We start from the raw sequence: 22,563 nt of genomic DNA on the forward strand, positions 1-22,563 counted from the left end.
ACACGAAACCCCGCTCCGGCGGGTTTTTTTGTATCTGTAACCATGACTTCCGCCACTGTCACGGCCGCGGGCCGCGCGTGAATGTGCGCTTTCCTCAGGGAGAGAAGGACATGATCAAGGCATTCGGCAAGAAAGCGGGACTGTTCGCTTCGGCGATGGCGCTCCTGCTCGTGGCATTCACGGCGTTCGCACAGCGCGCCGACGGCAACATCAACGGCGACGCATCGCCCGGCGACAAGGTTTATGTCAGCAACACCGGCACCGGCCTCAAGCGCGAAGCCGTGGCCGGCGAAGACGGCAAGTACCGGTTTCGCGCACTTCCGCTGGGTACCTACCAGGTGAAGATCGTCCGCGGCGAGGAGGATGTCCTCAACGCCACCGTGACCCTGCGTCCCGGCGGCACCGCACGACCGCCGACCCCCGAGGCAAGCGCGCCTGAAGCGGGCGGTGATTCCGCGCCGGCACCGGCACCTCCCGCGGGCGGCTGACGCCCCGGACTTCCGCAAGGCCCCGCATCGCGGGGCCTTTTCTTTTGCGGCATGGATCAGGCCGTTGACCGGTAGAATTGCCGGATTGGAACAAACCGCAGACCGACGCAACCGATGAGCGACACCATCCGCACCTCTTTCCACGGCTTCGAACAGATCCCCCTGCGCGAGTACGCCGAGCGGGCCTATCTGGACTACTCGATGTACGTGGTGCTGGACCGCGCCCTGCCCTTCATCGGCGACGGCCTCAAGCCGGTGCAGCGCCGGATCATCTACTCGATGAGCGAACAGGGGCTCAGCGCCGCCTCCAAGCCGAAGAAGTCCGCGCGCACCGTCGGCGACGTTATCGGCAAATACCATCCGCATGGCGACAGCGCCTGCTACGAGGCGATGGTGTTGATGGCGCAGCCGTTCTCCTATCGTTACCCGCTGATCGAAGGCCAGGGCAACTTCGGTTCTCCGGACGACCCTAAATCGTTCGCGGCCATGCGCTACACCGAAGCCAAGCTGACGCCGATCGCCGAAGTCCTGCTGGGCGAGCTGGGTCAAGGCACCGTCGACTGGACTCCCAATTTCGACGGCACCCTGGAAGAGCCGACCTGGATGCCGGCGCGCCTGCCGCACCTGCTGCTCAACGGCACCACCGGCATCGCCGTGGGCATGGCCACCGACGTCCCGCCGCACAACCTCAACGAGATCGTCAGCGCCTGCATCCGCCTGATCGATGATCCAGACGCCACGGTCGCGGATCTGTGCGAGCACGTGCACGGACCGGACTATCCCACCACCGCGGAAATCATCACGCCGCCGTCGGATCTCCGGGCGATGTATGAAACCGGCAACGGCAGCGTGCGCGCACGCGCGACCTATGCGAAGGAAAACAGCAACCTCGTCATCAACGCGCTGCCTTACCAGGTCTCGCCCTCCAAGGTGATCGAACAGATCGCCACCCAGATGCGCGCCAAGAAACTGCCCTGGCTAGAGGACATCCGCGACGAGTCCGATCACGCCAACCCGGTGCGGGTGGTGCTGATTCCGCGTTCCAACCGGGTCGACATCGAACAGTTGATGGGCCACCTGTTCGCCACCACCGACCTGGAGAAGAGCTACCGGGTCAACCTCAACATCATCGGCCTGGACGGGCGTCCGCAGGTCAAGAACCTGCGGACGCTGCTGACCGAATGGCTCAGCTTCCGCTACGAAACCGTCACCCGCCGGCTCAAGCACCGGCTGGAGAAGGTCGATCGCCGCCTGCACCTGTTGGAAGGCCTGCTGATCGCGTTCCTCAACCTGGATGAGGTCATCCGCATCATCCGCACCGAGGACGAGCCCAAGCCCGCGCTGATTGCACGGTTCAAGCTGACCGAGGACCAGGCCGACTACATCCTCGACACCAAGCTGCGCCAGCTGGCGCGGCTGGAGGAAATGAAAATCCGCGGCGAGCAGGACGAGCTGGCCGCCGAGCGCGAAAAGCTGCAGTCGATCCTCGAGTCCAAGGCCAAGCTGAAGAAGCTGATCAAGGACGAACTGACCGCCGACGCCAAGAAGTTCGGCGATGCCCGGCGTTCGCCGCTGGTGCGGCGCGAAGCGGCGCAGGCGCTGGCGGAAACCGACCTGGTCGCCTCCGAGCCGATGACCGTCGTGCTGTCGGAAAAGGGCTGGATCCGCGCGGCCAAGGGCCACGACATGGATGCCGCCTCGCTCTCCTACCGTGAAGGCGATGGCCTGCTGGCGGCGGTGCGCTCACGCAGCACCCAGCAGGTGGCATTCCTGGATTCGGAAGGTCGCAGCTATTCCACCGGCGTGCACACCCTGCCCTCCGCGCGTGGCAATGGCGAACCGCTGACCGGCCGCTTCTCGCCGGCGCCGGGCGCCTCGTTCCAGGCCCTGGCCAGCGGTGACAACGACAACCGGCTGGTCCTTGCCTCCTCGCATGGCTATGGCTTCGTCACCCGCTTCGAGAACCTCACCGGCCGGCAGAAGGCCGGCAAGGCGATGTTCAACCTGACCACCGGCGCCCGCGTGCTGCAACCGGCCACCGTGGCGAATCCCGAGACCGATCGCATCGTCGCGGTCACCAGCGCCGGCCATCTGCTCGCTTTCCCGATCAGCGAACTGCCGGAGCTCGACAAGGGCAAAGGGAACAAGATCATCGACATCCCCAAGGCCAAGCTGGGTACCGAGCGGGTCGTCGCCATCGCCGCGGTATCGCCGGGCAATACCCTGCAGGTGCGCAGCGGCCAACGCACGATGTCGCTGTCCTTCAAGGATCTCGACGCCTACCTGGGTGCGCGCGCCACGCGTGGCGGGCTGCTGCCGCGCGGCTGGCAGAAGGTCGACGGGCTCGGGGTGGAGTGATGCAGCCGGAGTTCTGGCTGGAACGCTGGCGCGAGGGCCGCATCGGTTTCCATCGGGAAGACGTGATGCCGCTGCTGGTCCAGCACTGGCCGGCACTGGCGTTGCCCGCTGGCGGGCGGGTGTTCGTGCCGCTGGCCGGCAAGTCGCTGGACATGATCTGGCTGGCGGCGCAGGGACATCCCGTGCTCGGTGCCGAGCTGTCGCCGCTCGCCGTCCAGCAGTTCTTCGAGGAAAACGGCCTGCATCCGCAGGTTGCGGATACACCGGCCGGCCAACTGCACGCGGTCGATGGCATCGCGCTGATGCTGGGCGATGTATTTGCCCTGGATGCCGCCACCCTGGCGACATGCGACGCGGTCTACGATCGCGCCGCGCTGATCGCGCTGCCGCCGGAGCTGCGCGCGCGCTACGCGGACGAGGTTTACGGTCGCCTGCCCATCGGCTGTCTCGGCCTGCTGATCACGCTGGAGTATCCCCAGCCGGAAAAGAACGGTCCGCCATTCTCGGTCGATGAAGCCGAAGTCCACCGTCTGTTCACCGGGCGCTGGGACATCGAGCGGCTGGAGCGCCGCGACATCCTGGCCAACGAGGCCGGCTTCCGCGCCGAGGGCGTCACCGCCCTGCACACCGCGGTCTACCGGCTGCGCAGGCGCGCCTGAAAAAAAACACCCCGGCGTCGCCGCCGGGGTGCATCGCATCTTGCGGTGAAGTCACTCAGCCGAGGGCTTCTGCGCGAGCCGCGCGGTCAGGTAGTTCTCAAGACCGATGCGCTTGATCAGGCCCAACTGCTGTTCCAGCCAGTGCGCGTGATCTTCCTCGGTGTCCTTCAACTGGGTCTGCAGAATCTCGCGGCTGACGAAGTCACCGTGCTGTTCGCACAGCGCCACACCCTTGGCGAGATTGGCGCGGACCTCGTATTCCACTTCCAGATCCCGCTGCAGCATCTCCTCGACCGTGCGTCCCGCGGTGAACGGCGTCGGGCTCATGTCCGGTTCACCCTCCAGGAAAAGGATCCGCCGCAGCAGCGCGTCGGCGTGTTCGGTCTCCTCCTGCATTTCATGGTCGATGCGTTCGTAGAGCGCGATCAGCCCCATGTCCTCGTAACGACGGGAATGGATGAAATACTGGTCACGCGCGGACAGTTCGCCACGCAGCAACTGCTTGAGGTAGTCGACGACTTCGGGATGGCCTTTCATGGGTTCAGCTCCTTGCAACTGCGCGCATGATGCCCGAACCCGCGCGCCGGTGTTCTAATCGGAATCAGTCGCACTCGCAGCCGCTTTCGCGGCCCTTACAGGGCCGCGTTGTGCACGCCCGCCACCGCCCGCCCGGACGGATCGGCCGCCGCCGCGAAGCTGGCGTCCCAGGCGATGGCCGCCGGCGAGGAGCAGGCGATCGATTTGCCGCCAGGCACGGTCTCCGCACAGGCCTGGCCGGGATAGAAACGCTCGAACAGGCTGCGATAGTGGTATGCCTCCTTGGTCAGGGGCGGATTGATCGGGAAGCGCTTGTCCGCCGCCGCCAGTTCGCGATCGCTGACCTGGGCCTCGGCATGCGCCTTCAGGCCATCGATCCAGCCATAGCCAACGCCGTCGCTGAACTGCTCCTTCTGCCGCCACAGGATCGCGTCCGGCAGATAACCCTCGAATGCCTCCCGCAGCACCGCCTTCTCGATCCGGCCCTTGCCGGCCATCTTGTACTGCGCGTCCATCCGCATCGCCACATCCAGGAACTCGACGTCCAGGAACGGCACGCGCGGCTCCACGCCCCAGGCCATCATCGATTTGTTGGCGCGCAGGCAGTCGTAGTTGTAGAGCGCATCCAGCTTGCGTACCAGTTCCTCATGGAACTCGCGCGCGTTCGGCGCCTTGTGGAAATAAAGGTAGCCGCCGAAGATTTCATCCGACCCTTCGCCCGACAGCACCATCTTCACGCCCATCGCCTTGATCCGGCGCGCCAGCAGGAACATCGGAGTGGAAGCGCGGATGGTGGTAACGTCGTAGGTCTCGATGTGGCGTATGACCTCCGGCAGCGCGTCCAGCCCTTCCTCGAAGGTGTATTCGAATCCGTGATGCACCGTGCCCAGGGCCTGCGCGGCCACTTCGGCGGCGGCCAGATCCGGCGAACCCTTCAGACCGATGGCAAAGGAATGCAGGCGCGGCCACCAGGCCTCGGAACTGTCGTCGTCCTCCACCCGGCGACGGGCGAACCGCGCCGCCACCGCCGCAACCAGCGAGGAATCCAGGCCGCCGGACAGCAGCACGCCGTACGGCACGTCGGTCATCAGCTGGCGATGCACCGCGCGCTCGAACGCCTCGCGCAGCTCCTCGCGGGTGACTTCCACGCCCTGCACCGCGTCGTAGCTGCGCCAGGTCTTGCCGTAGTACGGCTTCAGCTCACCGATGGCGCTGTCGTAATAATGCCCCGGCGGGAACTGCGCCACGTCCGCGCACAGATCCGCCAGCGCCTTCATTTCCGAGGCCACGCACAGGCGACCTTCGCGATCGTGTCCCCAGTACAGCGGGCAGACGCCAATCGGATCACGCGCGATCAGGAAACGGCGCGCGGCCACGTCCCACAGGGCGAACGCGAAAATGCCATTGAGGCGATTGAGGAACGACTCCGGCGCGTCTTCGCGGTACAGCGCGTTGATGACTTCGCAATCCGACCCGGTCTGGAAGGCATAGGGCTGCCGCAGTTCCTTCTTCAGTTCGCGATGGTTGTAGATCTCCCCGTTCACCGCCAGCGCCAGGCCGCCGTCGGCCGAGCGCAGCGGCTGCGAACCGCCGGCCGGATCGACAATCGCCAGGCGTTCGTGGACCAGGATGGCGCCGTCGTCCAGATGGACGCCGCTCCAGTCCGGGCCACGATGGCGTTGTCGCTGGGAAAGCTCCAGCGCCTGCCGGCGCAGGGCGGTGGCGTCGTCACCGGCCTGCAGGCCGAAAATGCCGAAGATGGAACACATGGGAAAACTCCTGGGAGACGTGGGGTGTTGGGAGGGGTGGTTTGCGAAGGGCGAAAAAAAAACCCGCATCTCGCGATGCGGGTTTTCTGTGTCCGGCTGGTACTTCTATGCCTAGTCGCAGACCCGCAGTGTCCACGCGCGATTATTCGCGCGCGCATTGTTGCGGCGGTTCGAATTGTTCGCGGTGGCGGTGGCGAGACGAAGCATGGAAGCGACCCTAACCGGTCCCGGCGGGGTTTGGCAAGTCCCGTCTCCGCCCGTTCCCATCGTTTCAGCCGCAACCATTTCCGGACCTTTCAGGCGGCCGGCAGCAAGAGCCGCTCCAGCAACCGCTGGTAGAGGCCCGGAAGCGCTTCCAGGTCGGCCAATGCGATGTTCTCGTCGACCTTGTGGATGCTGGCGTTGACCGGCCCGACCTCGATGCATTCGGCACCCAGCGGGGCCATGAAGCGCGCGTCGGAGGTGCCGCCGGCCGTACTCTCTTCCGGCGGCGCGCCGGAAAGCTCGGCCAGCACCTGTCGCGCGGTGGCGCGCAGATGGCCTTCCGGGGTGTAGAACGGCTCGCCGCCCCGATGCCAGTGGATGCCGTAGTCGAGTTCGTGCCGGCGCAGCACGGCTTCGATTTCCTGTTCCAGGCGGGCAGCCGTCCAACTGGGATTGAAGCGCAGGTTGAACACCAGCTTCAATTCGCCCGGAATGACGTTGCTGGCGCCGGTGCCGGCGTTGATGTTGGAGATCTGCAGGCTGGTCGGCGGAAAGGTTTCGTAGCCGTCGTCCCAGGCCCGCGCGGCGAGTTCGACCAGCGCCGGCAGCGCCTTGTGAATCGGATTGAGCGCCTTGTGCGGATAGGCCACGTGGCCCTGCACGCCACGCACGCTCAAGGTACCGGTGAGCGTGCCGCGGCGGCCGACGCGCAGCAGATCCCCCAATGCTTCCTTGGAGGAAGGTTCGCCGGTGATGCACCAGTCGATGCGCTGACCGCGCTCACGGAAGGTTCCGGCCACCAGTTTCACGCCGTCCAACGCATCGCCCTCCTCGTCCGAAGTCACCAGCAGCGCGACCGTGCCGGGGTGATCGGGGTGTGCGTCGACGAAACGCTCCAGCGCGATCGTGCACGCGGCCACGCTGCATTTCATGTCGGCGGCGCCGCGTCCGTACAGCACACCGTCACGCACCGTCGGAATGAACGGGTCGCTGCTCCAGGCATCCAGTGGACCGGGCGGCACCACGTCGGTATGGCCCAGCAGTACCAGTACGGGCGCGCCCCGCCCATGCGTGGCCCACAGATTGTCGACGTCGCCGAAGCGCAGCGATTCGCAATGGAATCCCGCGGAAGTCAGGCGTGTGGCCAGCACCTGCTGGCAGCCTGCATCGTCCGGCGTGACCGAATGGCGACGGATCAGTTCGCTGGAAAGCTCGACGACGTCGCTCACTTGCCGACTCCAAACAGCTTCTTGAAACCATTGTCACTGAAGCCCTGTGAAAACAGGGTCTCACCACCTTCCTCGCGCACGACCACCGGCCGGCGGATCAACTGCGGGTATTCCTTCAGCAGCAGCTTCCACTCTGCCTCGGAGCCCGGCGATTTCCGGTTTTCCGGCAACTGCCGCCAGGTCGTGGAGGACTTGTTGATCAGACCGTCCCAGCCGCCGGCCTGCTCCGCCCATCCCTTCAGCACCTCGGGCGCCTGCCGGTTGTCACGGTAGTCGACAAAGCTGTGGGCGACGCCGAAGCGATCCAGCCATTTGGTCGCCTTCTTGCAGGTATCGCAGTTCTTCAGTCCGTACAGGGTCGTGGTCATGCTCGGTCCTTGTCATCGCCGCGCCGGCACCGGATTGCCCGCATGCCATTCACGGCGGAAAGACGGGCGGACGCCATCCGCGCCCGCCCGAAACGGGAAGGTGATCAGTCGGCCAGGCCGCGCAGCAGCTCGTTGACGCTGGTCTTGCTGCGGGTCTTCTCGTCGACCTGCTTGACGATCACCGCGCAGTACAGCGAGTGCGAACCGTCGGCCGCCGGCAGCGAACCGGACACCACCACGCTGCCTGGCGGCACATGGCCGTAGGTGATTTCCTTGGTCATGCGGTTGTAGATGCGGGTCGACTGGCCCAGGAACACGCCCATGCCGATCACGCTGTGGTGGCCGACCACGACGCCTTCCACGACCTCCGAGCGCGCACCGATGAAGCAATGGTCCTCGATGATCGTCGGCGAGGCCTGCAGCGGCTCCAGCACGCCGCCGATGCCGGCGCCGCCGGACAGGTGGCAGTGCTTGCCGACCTGCGCGCAGGAACCGACCGTGGCCCAGGTATCGACCATGGTGCCCTCGCCCACGTAGGCGCCGATGTTGACGAAACTCGGCATCAGCACCACGTCCTTGCCGAAATGGCTGCCGCGACGGGCGATCGCGCCCGGCACCACGCGCACGCCGAGCTTGCGGAAATCCGCCTCGTCGAAAGCGCCGAAGCGTGATTCCACCTTGTCCCAGAACGGCGCGGGATAGGCCTCGACCAGTTCCATTTCGTTGACCCGGAAATACAGCAGCACCGCTTTCTTCAGCCACTCGTTGACCTTCCAGCCGCCCTTGCCGTCCGGCTCGGCGACGCGCAGCTTGCCGTTTTCCAGGCCGTCGATGGCGCGCTCGACCGCAGCGCGGGTGGAGCCTTCGATCTCGATCGTGGTCAGTTCGGCGCGGCGTTCGAACGCGCTCTCGATGGTCGACTTCAGTTCTTCGATGGCAGTGGCTTTCTTCGGGCTCATCAATCCGGGTTCCTTGGGGGAGTTTTCGTCAGTGGGTTTCGAGCCCGGCGCGCAACGCATCGCGCAGGGCCTGTTGCTGTTCTTCCGACGCCAGCGGCATGTCGCGCTCGTCGGTGATCTGGAAGATGTCCTCGGCGCGCTCGCCGAAGGTCGCGATGCGCGCATCGTGCACGCGCAGGCGTTGCGCTCGCAGCACCTGGGCCACGTCCGACAGCAGACCCGGGCGGTCCGGCGCGATCAGACTGAGCACGGTGCGCCGTCCGTCCGGAGTCCGGCCGAACTCGAAGCGTGGCGCGAACCGGAAGTGCCGAAGCTGGCGCGGCAGCGCGCGCCGCGACGTGCGCACCTTGTCGAGCGCGCCGGCCAGGGCGACGCTCAGGCCATGCTCGACGTCGGCGGGATCGCGGGTGGCGTAGCTGTCGGCGGGCAGCACTTCGAAGGTATCGAACACCGTGCCCTGCGGCCCGACCAGCACGCGCGCCTGGTGGATGGCGTAGCCCATGCGATCGAGCGTGGCGAGGATCGCGGCGAACAGGCCGTCGCGATCCGGTGAATGCACGAACACTTCCATCGCATTGGCGTCCTCGGCGATCAGCCGCGCACGCACGCGCGCCTCGCCGGGCCCAAGACCGCGCAGCGCCTCGGCCTGCCAGGCCAGTTGCTCGGGCCGGAAGCGCAGGAAACTCTCTTCCGGCATTGCCGCGAACAGGGCATCGGCGTCCCCGTCTCCGATGGCGTGCAAGCGCAACAACACGCGCACCGATTCGCGTGCTTCGGCCAGTCTCGCGTCGACGTCGACCGGATACTCCAGCCCCTCGCGCAGCACCCGGCGGGTGGCGAAGTAGAGATCCGCCAGCAACCGGTCCTTCCAGGCGTTCCACAACTTGGGGCTGGTGCCGGCGATGTCGGCGCAAGTCAGCAGATACAGATAGTCCAGTCGCTCGCGATCACCGATCAGGCGGGCGAATGCATGGATGACGTCCGGATCCGAAATGTCCTGTTTCTGCGCGGTCACCGACATGCGCAGGTGCTGTTCGACCAGCCAGGCCACCAGATCGGTGTCGGAAGCGCTCAGGCCATGCGCCGCGCAGAACTCGCGCGCGTCGACCGCGCCGAGCTCGGAATGATCGCCGCCGCGGCCCTTGGCGATGTCATGGAACAGGCCCCCCAGCAGCAGCAGTTCGGGTTTGCGCAGGCGCGGCCAGACCTCGTGGGCGATGGAGAAGCGTTCGTCCGCGCGCCCGGAGGAGAACGTGGCGAGGTTCTTCAGCACCATCAGGGTGTGCTGATCCACGGTATAGACATGGAACAGATCGAACTGCATGCGCCCGGATACCCGTGCGAACGCCGGCAGCCACTGCCCCAGCACGCCCAGGCGGGCCATCCGGGTCAGCGTTTCCACCGCGCGCGGCCCACGCAGCAGGCCCATGAACGCATCACGCTGGGCGGTCGTCGCGGCCGGATAGGCGGTCAGCTTCGGCAATGATTCGGCCAGCGCGCGCGCGGTGAGCGAATGCAGCCCGCGTACCTGCGGCTGCGCGGCCCACATCGCGAACAGGGCGAACACCTGCGAAACGTCGCGCCGCGGCCAGGCCGGGTCCCGCGCGGCCAGGTAGCCGCGACGCAGCGCGAATGCGTCGTCCAGCGGTTCCGGCAAGGCTTCGCCGTCAAACTGTTCCTCGAAACGCTGCAGCAGGCGATCGCTGATGCGGCGGACGATCGCCGCGCTCCGGTAGAAGCCCTGCATCATCTTCTCGACGCCCAGGTTCTCGGCGTCGTCGTCGAAGCCCAGGCGCTGCGCGAGCGTCTTCTGGAAATCGAAGCGCAGGCGTTCCTCGGGGCGTCCCGCGATCATGTGCAGGCCATAACGCAGGCGCCCCAGCGCGCGACGCTCGCGCGCCAGCGCCGCGGCTTCGTCCGGCCCCAGGTGGCTCATGCCGACCAGCGGCTCCAGATCCCGCACGCCGAACGTGCGCAACGCCATCCAGCCCAGCGTATGCAGATCGCGCAATCCGCCCGGGCCATCCTTGATGTTCGGTTCGAGGTTTTCGGAGGTGTCGCCGAAGCGCGCGTGGCGGACACTCATTTCCTCGCGTTTGGCGAGGAAGAAATCACGCGCGGGCCACACCCGCCCGGCCGACACCGCATCGATCAGGCGGGCCTCGTCGACCGGTTCGGCCACCACCGGCCGCGCCTCGATGAGCGCGGTCAGCACGGTCTGGTCGGCCGCGGCTTCGGTGCATTCGGCGGCCGAGCGCACGGCATGGCTGATCGGCAGGCCGGCATCCCACAGCAGCGCGAAGAAACGCGCCAGCGCCTCATGGTGGCGCGCCTGGGCGGATGCTTCGGCCAGCACCAGCAGATCCACGTCCGACTGCGGAAACAGTTCGCCGCGGCCATAGCCGCCCACCGCGAACAACGCCATCAGGCTGTCGGCGGGAATGCAGCGCAGCCATGCATCCCTCAGCAGGTGATCCACCCCGCGCGCGCGCAGGGCCAAGATCCGGTCCATGCCGTCGCCATGATCGAAGCGCTTGCTCAACCGCGCATCGGTGTGCCCCAGCGCGGCGCGCGCGGCGGCCGACCAGGCGCCATCGTCCGCGCTTCCGGCGCCGATCCCCGTCAGCCGCGGCAGTGAATCAGTCGCGGCCTGGGGACTGCTCACAGGTCGTTGTCGTCGCCCGGCAGGCGGGTCAGGATCTCGACGCCGTCCGCGGTCACCGCCACGGTGTGCTCCCACTGCGCCGAGAGCTTGCGGTCCTTGGTGACCACGGTCCAGCCATCGGGCAGCACCTTGGAGAAGCGGCTGCCCTCGTTGATCATCGGCTCGATGGTGAAGGTCATGCCCGGCTTCAGCACCACGCCATCGCCGGCGCGCCCGTAGTGCAGCACTTGCGGCTCGTCGTGATAGACCTTGCCTATGCCGTGGCCGCAGTACTCGCGCACCACGCTGAAGCGTTCGGCTTCGGCGTACTGCTGGATGGCGTGGCCGATGTCGCCCAGGGTCGCGCCCGGACGGACCGCGCGGATGCCGCGGAACATCGCCTCGCGGGTGGTGTCCACCAACCGCTTCGCCATCACCGACGGCGTGCCGACGAAGTACATGCGGCTGGTGTCGCCGTGCCAGCCATCCTTGATGACGGTCACGTCGATGTTCAGGATGTCGCCGTCCTTCAGCACCTTGCCCTCGCTGGGCATGCCGTGGCAGATGACATTGTTGACCGAGGTGCACACCGTGGACGGGAACGGAATCCGCCCGTGGCCGCCGCCGTAACCAATGTTGGCCGGGATGGCTTTCTGCACGTTGACGATATGATCGTGGCAGATGCGATCCAATTCGGCGGTGGTCACGCCCGGCTTCACGTGCGGCGCGACGATCTGCAGGACCTCGGCGGCCAGCCGGCCGGCGATGCGCATCTGCTCGATTTCTTCGGGGGTCTTGAGGGTGATGGCCATGCCCAGGATTATCGCCGATTTCGCCCCCCTTTGAGCGCCCGACAGGGGGTTTGTTGCGGGCAACTCATTGTTCCCGCTATACTTCCGCGGCTTGGTCGGACCCTGTCCGTCCAGGCTGCCCACGCCGGGCGTCACCGGCGAATCCACACCTGCTGCCAACCTCCGTGCCGGGGTGCCTGAAAACTCCTTTGGGATCATTCCCTTAGGGTCGAAGGTTCGGACACGGAAGCCGCAGGGAGGCCCAACCCCGGAACCCTGCCCTCGCGGGCAACCGCCATCCCATTCCCGGCGGCGGGTTCCACGTTCATGGAGTTCAAGCAATGCCCCAAGTCACCATGCGCCAGATGCTGGAAGCCGGCGTCCATTTCGGCCACCAGACCCGTTACTGGAATCCCAAGATGGCGCCGTACATCTTCGGCGCCCGCGGCAAGATCCACATCATCAACCTCGAGAAGACCGTTCCGCTGTTCAACGACGCGATGAACTTCCTCTCGGGCGTGGCCCAGAAGCGTGGCACCGTGCTGTTCGTCGGCACCAAGCGCAGCGCCCGCGAAGCCATCAAGGAAGAAGCCGAGCGTTGCGGCATGCCGTACATGACCCAGCGCTGGCTGGGCGGCACCCTGACCAACTTCGCCACCGTGAAGAAGTCGGTCGCCCGCCTGAAGGAACTGGAAGCCGCCGAAACCGACGGCACCTTCGAAAAGCTGGTCAAGCACGAAGTGCTGGGCCTGCGCCGCGAGCGCGACAAGCTGGAAGCCTCGCTGGGCGGCATCAAGGACATGAACCGCCTGCCGGACGCCCTGTTCGTCATCGACATCGGCCATGAAGACATCGCCATCAAGGAAGCCAAGAAGCTCGGCATCCCGGTGATCGCGGTGGTCGATTCGAACTACGACCCGGCCCTGGTCGATTACGCCATCCCCGGCAACGACGACGCCATCCGCGCCGTGCAGCTGTACGCTCGCGCCGCCGCCGACGCCGTGCTGGAAGGCAAGGCCGCTTCGCCGAACGCCGCCACCGTCCGCGAGGAAGAGTTCGTGGAATCGGACGAAGAAGGCAAGGGCCGCCGCGCCCCGGCCAAGAAGGCCGGCAAGAAGGCCGACGAAGCCGCCGCCGCCGAGTAATCGCGCTGCAATGCCGCCGCGCCACAGTGCGCGGCGGCAAACGATGCCTACAGGCGGGCCATGACCCGCCTTATTCAATCCGTCGGCGGGCTCCCCGCCCGCCCAACGAAATCCGCAAATCGAGGTAATCCCGTGGAAATCACCGCTTCCCTGGTCAAGGAACTGCGCGAGCGCACCGGCGCCGGCATGATGGAGTGCAAGAAGGCGCTCACCGAGAACAACGGCGACATCGACGTGGCCGCCGAATGGCTGCGCAAGTCCGGTCTGGCCAAGGCTGACAAGAAAGCCGGCCGCGTGGCCGCCGAAGGCCGCATCGCGGTCGCCCAGGACGGCGGCAAGGCCGTGCTGGTGGAGATCAACTCCGAAACCGACTTCGTCGCCAAGGACGGTAACTTCGTCGGCTTCACCGACACCGTCGCCCAGGTCGCCCTGGCCTCCGGCGCCGCCGACGCCGAAGCCCTCAAGACCGCCAAGCTGCCTTCCGGTGAAACGGTCGAGGAAGCCCGCGCCGCCGTCATCTCCAAGGTCGGCGAGAACGTGCAGGTCCGTCGCCTGGTCCGTGCCGACAGCAGCAACAACGTCGCGGCCTACGTGCATGGCGGCCGCATCGGCGTGCTGATCGAGGTCAAGGGCGGCGACGCCGAACTGGCCCGTGGCCTGGCCATGCATGTGGCGGCGATGAACCCGCCGTACATCAAGGCCGCCGACGTGCCGGCCGACTTCGTCGCCAAGGAAAAGGAAATCGAGCTGGCCAAGATGTCCGACAAGGACAAGGCCAAGCCGGCCGAGATCCTGGAGAAGATCATCAGCGGCAAGATCGCCAAGATCGTCAACGAGGTCACCCTGTACGGCCAGCCGTACGTGCTGGACACCAACCAGACCGTCGAAGCGGTGCTGAAGGCCGCCGGCGCCGAAGTCGTCAGCAGCCAGCGCCTGGCCGTGGGCGAAGGCATCGAGAAGGTGGTGGAAGACTACGCCGCCGAAGTGATGAAGCAGGCCGGCCTGGCCTGATTTCCTCCTTCACGGAGCATCGGAAAAGCCGCGGGAAACCGCGGCTTTTCTGTTTGGGCGACAACGGCTGGGCCCGCTTCCGGCGCTGGCATGCCGTCGTTTCGTCCGTCTGGCGGATTCATCCCTAAACTTCTCCACCGCCCGGCCGATAGCGAGGCGAGGGTGGCTGGAACGCCGCCGCCAGAAGACAAGGTCCAGCCGCGAGCGATGCGAGCCGAACTCGAAGCCAAGCTTTCCTGCTGCCGCGATCTGCCCTCTCCGCCGGGAGTGGCGATGCGGATCCTCGCGCTCGCTCGCGACCCGGACGTGGTGATGGCCACCGCTGCCGACACCATCGGCCTGGACGCGGCGCTGACCGCGCGCATGCTGCGCATCGCCAACTCTCCGCTCTATGCCAGCCGGCGCCGGGTGGAGAATCTCAGCCAGGCGCTGACCCTGCTGGGCCTGAACGCCACCCTCACCCTCGCCCTGGGCTTCTCGCTCTCGTCCGGCATGCGGACCCGGCACCACGACGAGCCGGGCGAGGAAAAGGTCTGGCGACGCAGTGTCATCACTGCACTGGCCAGTCGCCTGCTCGGCGAGCAGATCGGGCAACGACGGCTCGAGGAACTGATGCTGGCCGGCCTGCTGCAGGACATCGGCGTGCTGGGTCTGCTGCAACTCGACCGCAAGACCTATGCCCCGCTGCTGGCCAGCAGCCCGGACAACGACACCCTGTTGCGCCGGGAGCGCGAGCACTTCGGCAGCGATCACGCCGAGGTCGGCCACTGGATGGCCCGCCACTGGAACCTGCCACCGCTGCTGCTGGAAGCCATCGGCGCCAGCGAATCGGCCGAACCCGGCTCCCCGTTCGAAGCCTGCGTCGCGGTATCCGGGCACCTGGCCGATCTGTGGCTGCTGGAGGACACCTCCGCGGCGCGCCTGCGCGCCTTCGATGCGGCGCACCGGCTGCTGGACATGGATCCGGTCACGATCGACGGCATCATCGAGAAGATGACCGGAATGCTGCCGGAAATCGCCACCATGTTCGAAGTCCGTATCACCCAGCCACGCCGCATCGCCGCGCTCCTGCAGGAGGCGCGCGAACTGCTGGTGCTGCGCAACCTGCGCGAGATCCAGGACGCGGCGCGGGCGCGCAAGGATGCGGACGAGTTCGAGCACCGTGCGCAGCGGCTGGCCGAGGAGGCGCGCCGCGATCCGCTCACCGGCGTCTACAACCGCACCCAGTTGGAAAGCGTGCTCGAGAAGGAATTCGAGACTTCGTCGCGGCACGGCTGGCCGCTGTCCATCGCCTTCGTCGACCTGGACGATTTCAAGAAGATCAACGACGGCTGGGGCCACCTGGTCGGCGATCAGGTCCTGCGCGGGTTCGCCTCCACCCTGCAGAAACACCTGCGCAGCAGCGACATCGTCGCCCGCTACGGCGGCGAGGAGTTCCTCATCGTCCTGCCCGGGACCGACGAGCGCGCGGCGCTCGGCGTGATGCGGCGGATCCTGACCGAGGTGGGCCAGGAACCGATGACCCGCGTGGACGGCAGGCCCCTGCACGTGACTTTCTCCGCCGGCCTGGCCACGCACGGCGCGCTCGAGCAGTTCGCCCACGTGGACCAGCTCCTGCAGGCCGCCGACGAGGCGCTGTACGGCGCCAAGCGCGAGGGTCGCAACCGGGTGGTGGCGGGCTTGGTGGAACAATGAACCCGGCATCGCCGCGGCGCCCGGCTGCGGTCCTTCGCGGACGGGACGACTGACGTCGGGGCGGCGCTCGGCTAGAATTGTTTCGTTTGCCCACGCCGAGAGCCCCCATGACCGCACCCCTCGCCTATCGCCGCATCCTGCTCAAACTTTCCGGCGAGGCGCTGATGGGGTCCGAGGACTACGGCATCGACCCGGTGGTGATCGGGCGAATCGCCCGCGAGATCATCGAGGCGCGCGAAGCCGGGGCCGAAATCGGCCTGGTCATCGGCGGCGGCAACATCTTCCGCGGCGCCGGCCTGGCCGCCGGCGGCATGGACCGGGTGACCGGCGATCAGATGGGCATGCTGGCCACCGTCATCAACGCGCTCGCCATGCAGGACGCGCTGGAGAAGCTCGGCGCCAAGGTCCGGGTGATGAGCGCGCTCAAGATCAACGACGTGTGCGAGGACTACATCCGCCGACGCGCCGTCCGCCACCTGGAGAAGGGCCGCATCGCGATCTTCGCGGCGGGTACCGGCAATCCGTTCTTCACCACCGATTCGGGCGCCGCGCTGCGTGCGATCGAAATCGGCGCGGATCTGCTGCTGAAGGCCACCAAGGTGGATGGCGTCTACGACAAGGATCCGAGCAAGCACGCCGACGCCACGCGCTACGACCAGCTGACCTACGACGAAGTCATCGCGCGCGACCTGCAGGTCATGGATACCGCCGCGTTCGCGCTCTGCCGCGACAGCGATGTGCCGCTGCGCATCTACGACCTGTCGGTGCCCGGCAACCTGATGCGCATCCTGCGTGGCGAGAACATCGGCACCCTGGTGAAGGGCCGCGGCTGACGCTGCCCCGAATCCCCAATCCCGGCTGTAATAGTGTCCGCCGCGTCCGCGCGGCACCCTTTGCGGCATGGGACATTCACACGGTTCGCACGCCCACGCACACGGTTCGGCTACCCGGACCTTCGCGCTGGTCACTCTGATCAACCTGGCCTACACGGCGCTGGAAGCGGGCTACGGCTTCCACACCAATTCGCTGGCACTGCTGTCCGATGCGCTGCACAACCTGGGCGACGTGCTCGGGCTTGGCCTGGCCTGGGCCGCCGCCGCGCTGGCGCGGCGCCCCCCCACCGGCAACCACACCTACGGCTGGCGACGGGCCACGCTGCTTTCGCCACTGGCCAATTCCATCCTGCTGATGGTGTTTTCCGGAGCCCTGGGCTGGGAGGCGGTTCGCCGTTTCAGCGCACCACCGCAGATCCCCGCGACCCCGGTGATCGTCGTCGCCGCCATCGGCATCGCCATCAATCTGGGCGCAGCCTGGCTGGTCAAGGACGGGCATGCCCACGATCTCAACAAGCGCGGTGCCTTCCTGCACCTGGTCGCCGACGCGGCCGTCTCGCTGGCGGCCGTGGTCGCCGGGCTCGGCATGCTGGCCTTCGGTTGGGCCTGGCTGGACCCGGCCACCGCGCTCCTGATCGGCATCGTCATCGCGATCGGCACCTTCGGCCTGCTGCGGGACAGCTTCAACGCCGCCATGGACGCGGTCCCCAACAGCATCGACCAGGCCGAGGTTCACGCTTTCCTGGCCGGCCAACCGGGGGTGCAGGCCGTCCACCACCTGCATATCTGGCCACTGGGTGCCGGTGAAATCGCCCTTACCGCGCACCTGGTGAGGGCGGAGAACGAAGATCACGACCTCTTCATCGACACCACCGTGCACGCACTGGACAATCGCTTCGGGATCAACCACGCGACCCTGCAGATCGAACGAGGCAGCCAGTGCGGCCACGATCTGCATGATGCCGCACCGCACCATTCCCACTGATCCGTCCCCGGTTCCGTCGCCGCGGAGCCCGCAAAGGAGCCTGGAACGCCTATAATCGGGCGTTTAAGGATTGCCACGGGACCCGTGATGCTCAACGACATCAAGAAAGACGCGCAGGCGCGCATGACCAAGAGCATCGAGGCCTTGCGTCACACCCTGGTCAAGGTACGCACCGGTCGCGCCTCGACCGCCCTGGTCGAACACCTGAAGGTCAATTACTACGGATCCGACGTTCCGCTGAGCCAGGTCGCCACGGTCGCCGTGTCCGACGCACGCTCGCTCACGATCACCCCGTGGGAAAAGCAGATCGTCGGTGCCGTCGAGAAGGCCATCCTGGCGTCCGACCTGGGCCTGACCCCCAATACCGCGGGCACCACCATCCGCCTGAACCTGCCGGCCCTGACCGAAGAGCGCCGCCGCGAACTGTCCAAGGTCGTCCATGGCGAGGGCGAGGACACCAAGGTCGCCATCCGCAACATCCGCCGTGACGCCAACCAGCAGGTCAAGGATCTGCTGAAGGAGAAGCAGATCACCGAGGACGAGGAGCGTCGCGCGGAAGAGGAGATCCAGAAACTGACCGACAAGTCGATCAAGGACGTGGACGACGTGGTCAAGGCCAAGGAACAGGAACTGATGGCGGTCTGAGGACTGCCATGTCCCCTGTCAGACCCGGAATTCCACGCCACCTGGCCGTCATCATGGACGGCAACGGGCGTTGGGCCGAGCGCCGCAAGCGCCCGCGCGTGATCGGCCATCGCGCCGGTGCGCGCGCCGTCAACGTATGCATCGACTTCTGCCTGGAACGCGGCATCGAGGTGCTGACGCTGTTCGCCTTCTCCAGCGAGAACTGGGGCCGGCCGGAGGACGAAGTCGGCGCGCTGATGAAGCTGTTCCTCAACGCGCTGGACCGCGAAGTCGACGAGCTCGACCGGCGCGGTGTGCGCGTGCGTTTCATCGGCGAACGCGATCGCTTCCCGCCGGCGATCCGCCAGCGCATGGAAGCGGCCGAAACGCAGACCGGAGCCAACGCCCGGTTGACCCTGGTCATCGCCGCCAGCTATGGCGGTCGCCAGGACATCGCCCAGGCGGCGCGGGCGCTCGCGATCGAGGTGGCGGCGGGCCGCCTGCGCCCCGAGGACATCGACGAGGCGGCGATGGATCGCTGCGTCGCCCTGTCCGACCTGCCGCCGCCGGATCTGTTCATCCGTACCGGCGGCGACCACCGGGTCAGCAACTTCCTGCTGTGGCAGCTGGCCTACACCGAACTGTGGTTCACCGAACTGCTGTGGCCGGACATGGATGCGGCGACCCTGCAACGCGCGCTGGACGACTATGCCGGACGCGAGCGCCGCTTCGGCCTGACCAGCGCCCAGATCGCGCAAGACGCGACGGAGAGTACTTCCGCATGACCCAATCCGGCGGCACCAAGATCCGCGTGATCGCGGCGTTGACGATGGCGCCGATCGCCATCGCGGCCATCCTCCTGCTGCCCACCCCGTGGCTGGCCGCGCTGGCCGCGCTGGTGTTCCTGGTCGGCCTGTGGGAATGGTTCAAACTGGCCGAAATCGACGACACCCTGCCGCGCACCCTGCTGCTGGTCGCCAACCTGCTGCTGATGGTGCTGCTGGTCTGGGCCTCGGCCGGCTCGCCGGATCTGGTGCCGCTGAGGCTGGTATCGCTGCTGGGCGTGTTCTGGTGGGTGCTGGCCCTGTTGTGGCTGCGCTTCTTCAATTTCGCCTCCGATCACGAGACCTGGGCGCGCGGCTTCAAGCTGGCGGCGGGCACCCTGGCGATCGTGCCGGCCTGGTGCGCGCTCTGCCTCATCCATGCGGGCCAGCCCTATGGCCATCGCTGGCTGTTCGTGGCCTTGGCGATCGTGTGGGCCGCCGACAGCGGCGCGTACTTCGCGGGCCGCCATTTCGGCGGACGCCTGTTCGGCAGCCGCAAACTGGCTCCGCGCATCAGCCCCAACAAGACCATCGAAGGCGTGTTCGGCGGCGTGGCCGCGGGCCTGCTGGTGGCGCTGGGCGGCACGTTCTTTGCCGGCGCCGGTCTGATCGAACTGCCCTACGTGCTGATCGTGGCGGTGGCGACGGTGCTGTTCTCGGTGGTCGGCGACCTGTTCGAAAGCCTGCTCAAGCGCCACGTGGGTGCGAAGGATTCCGGCGACGTCATCCCCGGCCATGGTGGCGTGCTCGACCGCGTGGACGGCGTACTGGCCGCACTGCCGATCTTCGCGCTGGGCAAGGAACTGTTCGGGTTCTGACATGACCGCCAGCACCACGCTCCAGCGGGTGGCCGTGTTCGGCGCCACCGGTTCCATCGGTGCTTCGGCGCTGGACGTGAGCGCGCGCCATCCGCAGCGCCTGCGGGTGACCGTGCTGGCGGCCGGCAGCCAGGTCGAAGCATTGCTGGACCTGTGTCAGCGGCACCGCCCCCGGCACGCCGTCATCGCCCGCGAGGATCTGTTCCCCGCCCTGCGCGACGGCCTGCGCGAACGTGGCGTGGAGACCGAAGCCCACGCCGGAGTGGCCGCGCTGGACGCGCTCGCGGCTGGCGATGCCTGCGACACGGTGGTCGCCGCCATCGTCGGCGCGGCGGGCCTGTCCTCGACCCTGGCCGCGGCGCGCGCGGGCAAGCGCCTGCTGCTGGCCAACAAGGAATCGCTGGTGCTGGCCGGTGAACTGATGACGCGGGCCGCCGACGCCGCCGGCGCGGACATCATTCCGATCGACAGCGAACACAACGCCATCTTCCAGTGCCTGCGTTCACGCCAGGCTAAGGGCGATGTCCGCCGCATCGTCCTGACCGCCTCGGGCGGGCCGTTCCGCGGCCGGCGCCGGGCGGAACTGGCGGATGTCACGCCGGCTCAGGCGGTCGCCCACCCGAAATGGTCGATGGGGCCGAAAATCTCCGTCGATTCGGCGACGCTGATGAACAAGGGCCTGGAACTGATCGAGGCCCACCACCTGTTCGACCTGTCCGGAGACAGGCTGGGCGTGCTGGTGCATCCGCAGAGCCTGGTGCATTCGCTGGTGGAATTCGTGGATGGCTCCACCCTCGCGCAACTCGGCCTGCCGGACATGCGCACCGCGCTGGCGGTGGGTCTGGGCTGGCCCGACCGTATCGATTCCGGGGTCGCCGGGCTGGACCTGCTGACCCAAGGGCGGCTGGACTTCGAGGCGCCGGACACGGACGCCTTCCCATGTCTGCGGCTGGCCTGCGAGGCACTGGACGCGGGCGGCACCGCGCCGGCCATCCTGAACGCCGCCAACGAAGTGGCCGTTTCAGCCTTTCTTCAGGGCAAAATCCGTTTCCTATCCATTCCCGTGCTGGTCGAGGAAGCCCTCGCCGCGCTGCCCGCCGCGCCGGCGGATTCGCTGGAGGCGCTGCTGGAAGCCGATGCACGGGCCCGACGGATCACCGAAACCACCATCGCAGGTCACGCCGCCCGTGCTTGAGCGCCCTTTCACAACCCGTGAGCGGTTCCGATGAGCGAGGCGCTGGGCTCCCTGCTGTGGATGATCGTCGCCATCGGCGTGCTGGTCACCTTCCATGAGTTCGGCCACTACTGGGTCGCCCGCCGCTGCGGGGTGAAAGTGCTGCGCTTCTCGGTCGGATTCGGCCGCCCGCTGTGGTCGCGCCGGAATCGTCATGGCACCGAATTCGCGATCGCCGCCATTCCGCTCGGCGGCTACGTGAAGATGCTGGACGAGGCCGAAGGGGACGTCCCGGCCGAGGAACTGCCCCAGGCCTTCAACCGCAAGCCGGTCCTGCAGCGAATCGCCATCGTCGCGGCCGGCCCGATCGCCAACCTGGTCCTGTGCGTGGTCCTGCTCTGGGCGATGTTCGTCATTGGCCGTCCGGACTATTCCGCCACCCTGGGACCCACCACCGGCATCGCCGCCGCGGCCGGCCTGCACAGCGGCGATCGCATCGAGGCGGTCGACGACCGGACCATCAATACCTGGATGGAAGCCCTGCAGACCCTGACGCTGGCCGCGATGGACGGCCGCGATGCGCGTCTGCGGGTCGTCGATGCCGACGGGAACGAGCAGGATCGGACCCTCGCCCTGTCCCGGCTGCCGGTCGGGTTCAACCAGGAAAACATCAGCGGTGCCGCGGGCTTGTCCTGGCGGCACCTGCTGCTGCCGGCAACCGTCACCGCCACCGCCCCCGGGAGCGCCGCCGATGGCGTGCTCCTGCCCGGCGATACCATCACCGCGGTGGATGGCCAGCCCGTGCGCCAGTTCGGCGACCTGTATCCGCTGGTCAGCCAACTGGGCGAACGCGGGGGCCCGGGCATGATCGAGGTCGATCGCAAGGGTGAACGGCACGCTTTCGAGCTCCAGCCCCGGAAATTCCGGGATCCCGCCAATGGCAAGGAAGCCTGGGCGCTGGGGGTCGAGCCACCGAAGTCACTGCGGCCGGCCGAATACGACGCCCTCCAGCAGTTCGGGCCCATCGCCGCGTTCCCGGCCGCCCTGCGTGAAACCGGCAAGATGACCGCCGACTCGCTGGGCATGATCCGGCGCATGCTGACCGGGCACGCCTCGGTCAAGAACGTTTCCGGCCCCATCACCATCGCCCGGGTCGCCAACAACACCGCCAAGCGGGGCGTGGCCTGGTTCCTGTACTTCCTGGCGTTGGTGTCGCTGAGCCTGGCGATTCTCAACCTGTTGCCCATCCCCGTCTTGGACGGCGGACACCTGCTGTATTACCTTATTGAGTTGGTCAAGGGCAGTCCGTTGAGCGAACGCAGCATGGCTGCCGGGCAATACGTCGGCCTGGCCCTGCTGGCGGGCCTGATGGGTCTTGCGTTCTACAACGACATCCTGCGTCTGGTGACTTGATGCTTTTGAACTTTCTTGTGCCGGTCTGCTCAAAG

At 67.0% G+C, this 22,563-nt stretch carries 20 protein-coding genes; 13 read left to right on the forward strand and 7 right to left on the reverse strand.

What is annotated here, in order from left to right:
• Positions 1–110 precede the first annotated feature (110 nt).
• From AC3DEZ_RS05570 to AC3DEZ_RS05580, 3 genes are all read left to right on the forward strand, one after another.
• Entirely contained in the window at positions 111–488 is a 378-nt protein-coding gene (locus tag AC3DEZ_RS05570; RefSeq protein WP_488387340.1) for a carboxypeptidase-like regulatory domain-containing protein, read from the forward strand.
• A gap of 114 nt (positions 489–602) precedes the next feature.
• On the forward strand, positions 603–2,846 hold the full coding sequence (gene parC / locus AC3DEZ_RS05575; RefSeq protein WP_447101590.1) for a DNA topoisomerase IV subunit A: 2,244 nt from the start codon (positions 603–605) through the stop codon (positions 2,844–2,846).
• Positions 2,846–3,505 (forward strand): thiopurine S-methyltransferase, encoded by a 660-nt coding sequence (locus AC3DEZ_RS05580; RefSeq protein WP_488387341.1) that lies wholly within the window; start codon positions 2,846–2,848, stop codon positions 3,503–3,505. Before parC ends, AC3DEZ_RS05580 begins: the two co-directional genes overlap by 1 nt.
• A 51-nt stretch (positions 3,506–3,556) precedes the next feature.
• Here the strand turns inward: AC3DEZ_RS05580 and bfr are convergent, their stop codons facing one another.
• From bfr to map, 7 genes are all read right to left on the reverse strand, one after another.
• Positions 3,557–4,042 (reverse strand): bacterioferritin, encoded by a 486-nt coding sequence (gene bfr / locus AC3DEZ_RS05585; protein ID WP_488387342.1) that lies wholly within the window; start codon positions 4,040–4,042, stop codon positions 3,557–3,559.
• Positions 4,043–4,137: 95 nt separating this feature from the next.
• On the reverse strand, positions 4,138–5,811 hold the full coding sequence (asnB, locus tag AC3DEZ_RS05590; protein WP_488387343.1) for an asparagine synthase B: 1,674 nt from the start codon (positions 5,809–5,811) through the stop codon (positions 4,138–4,140).
• A gap of 296 nt (positions 5,812–6,107) precedes the next feature.
• Positions 6,108–7,244, reverse strand: coding sequence for a succinyl-diaminopimelate desuccinylase (gene dapE / locus AC3DEZ_RS05595; protein ID WP_488387344.1), 1,137 nt, complete (start codon positions 7,242–7,244; stop codon positions 6,108–6,110).
• A complete protein-coding gene (locus AC3DEZ_RS05600; RefSeq protein WP_488387345.1) occupies positions 7,241–7,612 on the reverse strand; it encodes a Spx/MgsR family RNA polymerase-binding regulatory protein in 372 nt (123 codons plus the stop codon). The genes dapE and AC3DEZ_RS05600 overlap by 4 nt, the downstream gene beginning before the upstream one ends.
• Positions 7,613–7,716: 104 nt before the next feature.
• Positions 7,717–8,571: a 2,3,4,5-tetrahydropyridine-2,6-dicarboxylate N-succinyltransferase gene (gene dapD, locus AC3DEZ_RS05605; protein WP_488387346.1), complete on the reverse strand. Its 855-nt coding sequence runs from the start codon at positions 8,569–8,571 to the stop codon at positions 7,717–7,719.
• 28 nt (positions 8,572–8,599) lie between these two features.
• Positions 8,600–11,206: a [protein-PII] uridylyltransferase gene (gene glnD, locus AC3DEZ_RS05610; protein ID WP_488387569.1), complete on the reverse strand. Its 2,607-nt coding sequence runs from the start codon at positions 11,204–11,206 to the stop codon at positions 8,600–8,602.
• Between the two features lie 26 nt (positions 11,207–11,232).
• The gene (gene map, locus AC3DEZ_RS05615; protein WP_488387347.1) at positions 11,233–12,027 is read right to left on the reverse strand and encodes a type I methionyl aminopeptidase; all 795 of its coding nucleotides are present in this window, start codon (positions 12,025–12,027) and stop codon (positions 11,233–11,235) included.
• Between the two features lie 320 nt (positions 12,028–12,347).
• Between map and rpsB the strand changes: the two genes are divergently transcribed.
• From rpsB to rseP, 10 genes are all read left to right on the forward strand, one after another.
• Positions 12,348–13,151, forward strand: coding sequence for a 30S ribosomal protein S2 (gene rpsB / locus AC3DEZ_RS05620; protein ID WP_183643140.1), 804 nt, complete (start codon positions 12,348–12,350; stop codon positions 13,149–13,151).
• A gap of 132 nt (positions 13,152–13,283) precedes the next feature.
• Positions 13,284–14,162, forward strand: a complete 879-nt coding sequence (gene tsf, locus AC3DEZ_RS05625) for a translation elongation factor Ts (RefSeq protein WP_488387348.1) — start codon at positions 13,284–13,286, stop codon at positions 14,160–14,162.
• Positions 14,163–14,369: 207 nt separating this feature from the next.
• Entirely contained in the window at positions 14,370–15,857 is a 1,488-nt protein-coding gene (locus AC3DEZ_RS05630; RefSeq protein ID WP_488387349.1) for a sensor domain-containing diguanylate cyclase, read from the forward strand.
• Positions 15,858–15,964: 107 nt separating this feature from the next.
• A complete protein-coding gene (gene pyrH / locus AC3DEZ_RS05635) occupies positions 15,965–16,690 on the forward strand; it encodes a UMP kinase (protein ID WP_447101580.1) in 726 nt (241 codons plus the stop codon).
• Positions 16,691–16,757: 67 nt separating this feature from the next.
• Positions 16,758–17,675: a cation diffusion facilitator family transporter gene (locus AC3DEZ_RS05640; RefSeq protein ID WP_488387350.1), complete on the forward strand. Its 918-nt coding sequence runs from the start codon at positions 16,758–16,760 to the stop codon at positions 17,673–17,675.
• Positions 17,676–17,762: 87 nt separating this feature from the next.
• Positions 17,763–18,320: a ribosome recycling factor gene (gene frr / locus AC3DEZ_RS05645; protein ID WP_295382682.1), complete on the forward strand. Its 558-nt coding sequence runs from the start codon at positions 17,763–17,765 to the stop codon at positions 18,318–18,320.
• Positions 18,321–18,328: 8 nt separating this feature from the next.
• A complete protein-coding gene (gene uppS, locus AC3DEZ_RS05650; protein ID WP_488387351.1) occupies positions 18,329–19,084 on the forward strand; it encodes a polyprenyl diphosphate synthase in 756 nt (251 codons plus the stop codon).
• Positions 19,081–19,941, forward strand: coding sequence for a phosphatidate cytidylyltransferase (locus AC3DEZ_RS05655; protein WP_488387352.1), 861 nt, complete (start codon positions 19,081–19,083; stop codon positions 19,939–19,941). The genes uppS and AC3DEZ_RS05655 overlap by 4 nt, the downstream gene beginning before the upstream one ends.
• A 1-nt stretch (position 19,942) precedes the next feature.
• Positions 19,943–21,136, forward strand: coding sequence for a 1-deoxy-D-xylulose-5-phosphate reductoisomerase (gene dxr, locus AC3DEZ_RS05660; RefSeq protein ID WP_488387353.1), 1,194 nt, complete (start codon positions 19,943–19,945; stop codon positions 21,134–21,136).
• A gap of 30 nt (positions 21,137–21,166) precedes the next feature.
• Complete coding sequence (gene rseP, locus AC3DEZ_RS05665; RefSeq protein WP_488387354.1) at positions 21,167–22,528, forward strand: RIP metalloprotease RseP; 1,362 nt, start codon at positions 21,167–21,169, stop codon at positions 22,526–22,528.
• Positions 22,529–22,563 lie beyond the last annotated feature (35 nt).

Source organism: Pseudoxanthomonas sp. 134C1, assembly GCF_057773065.1.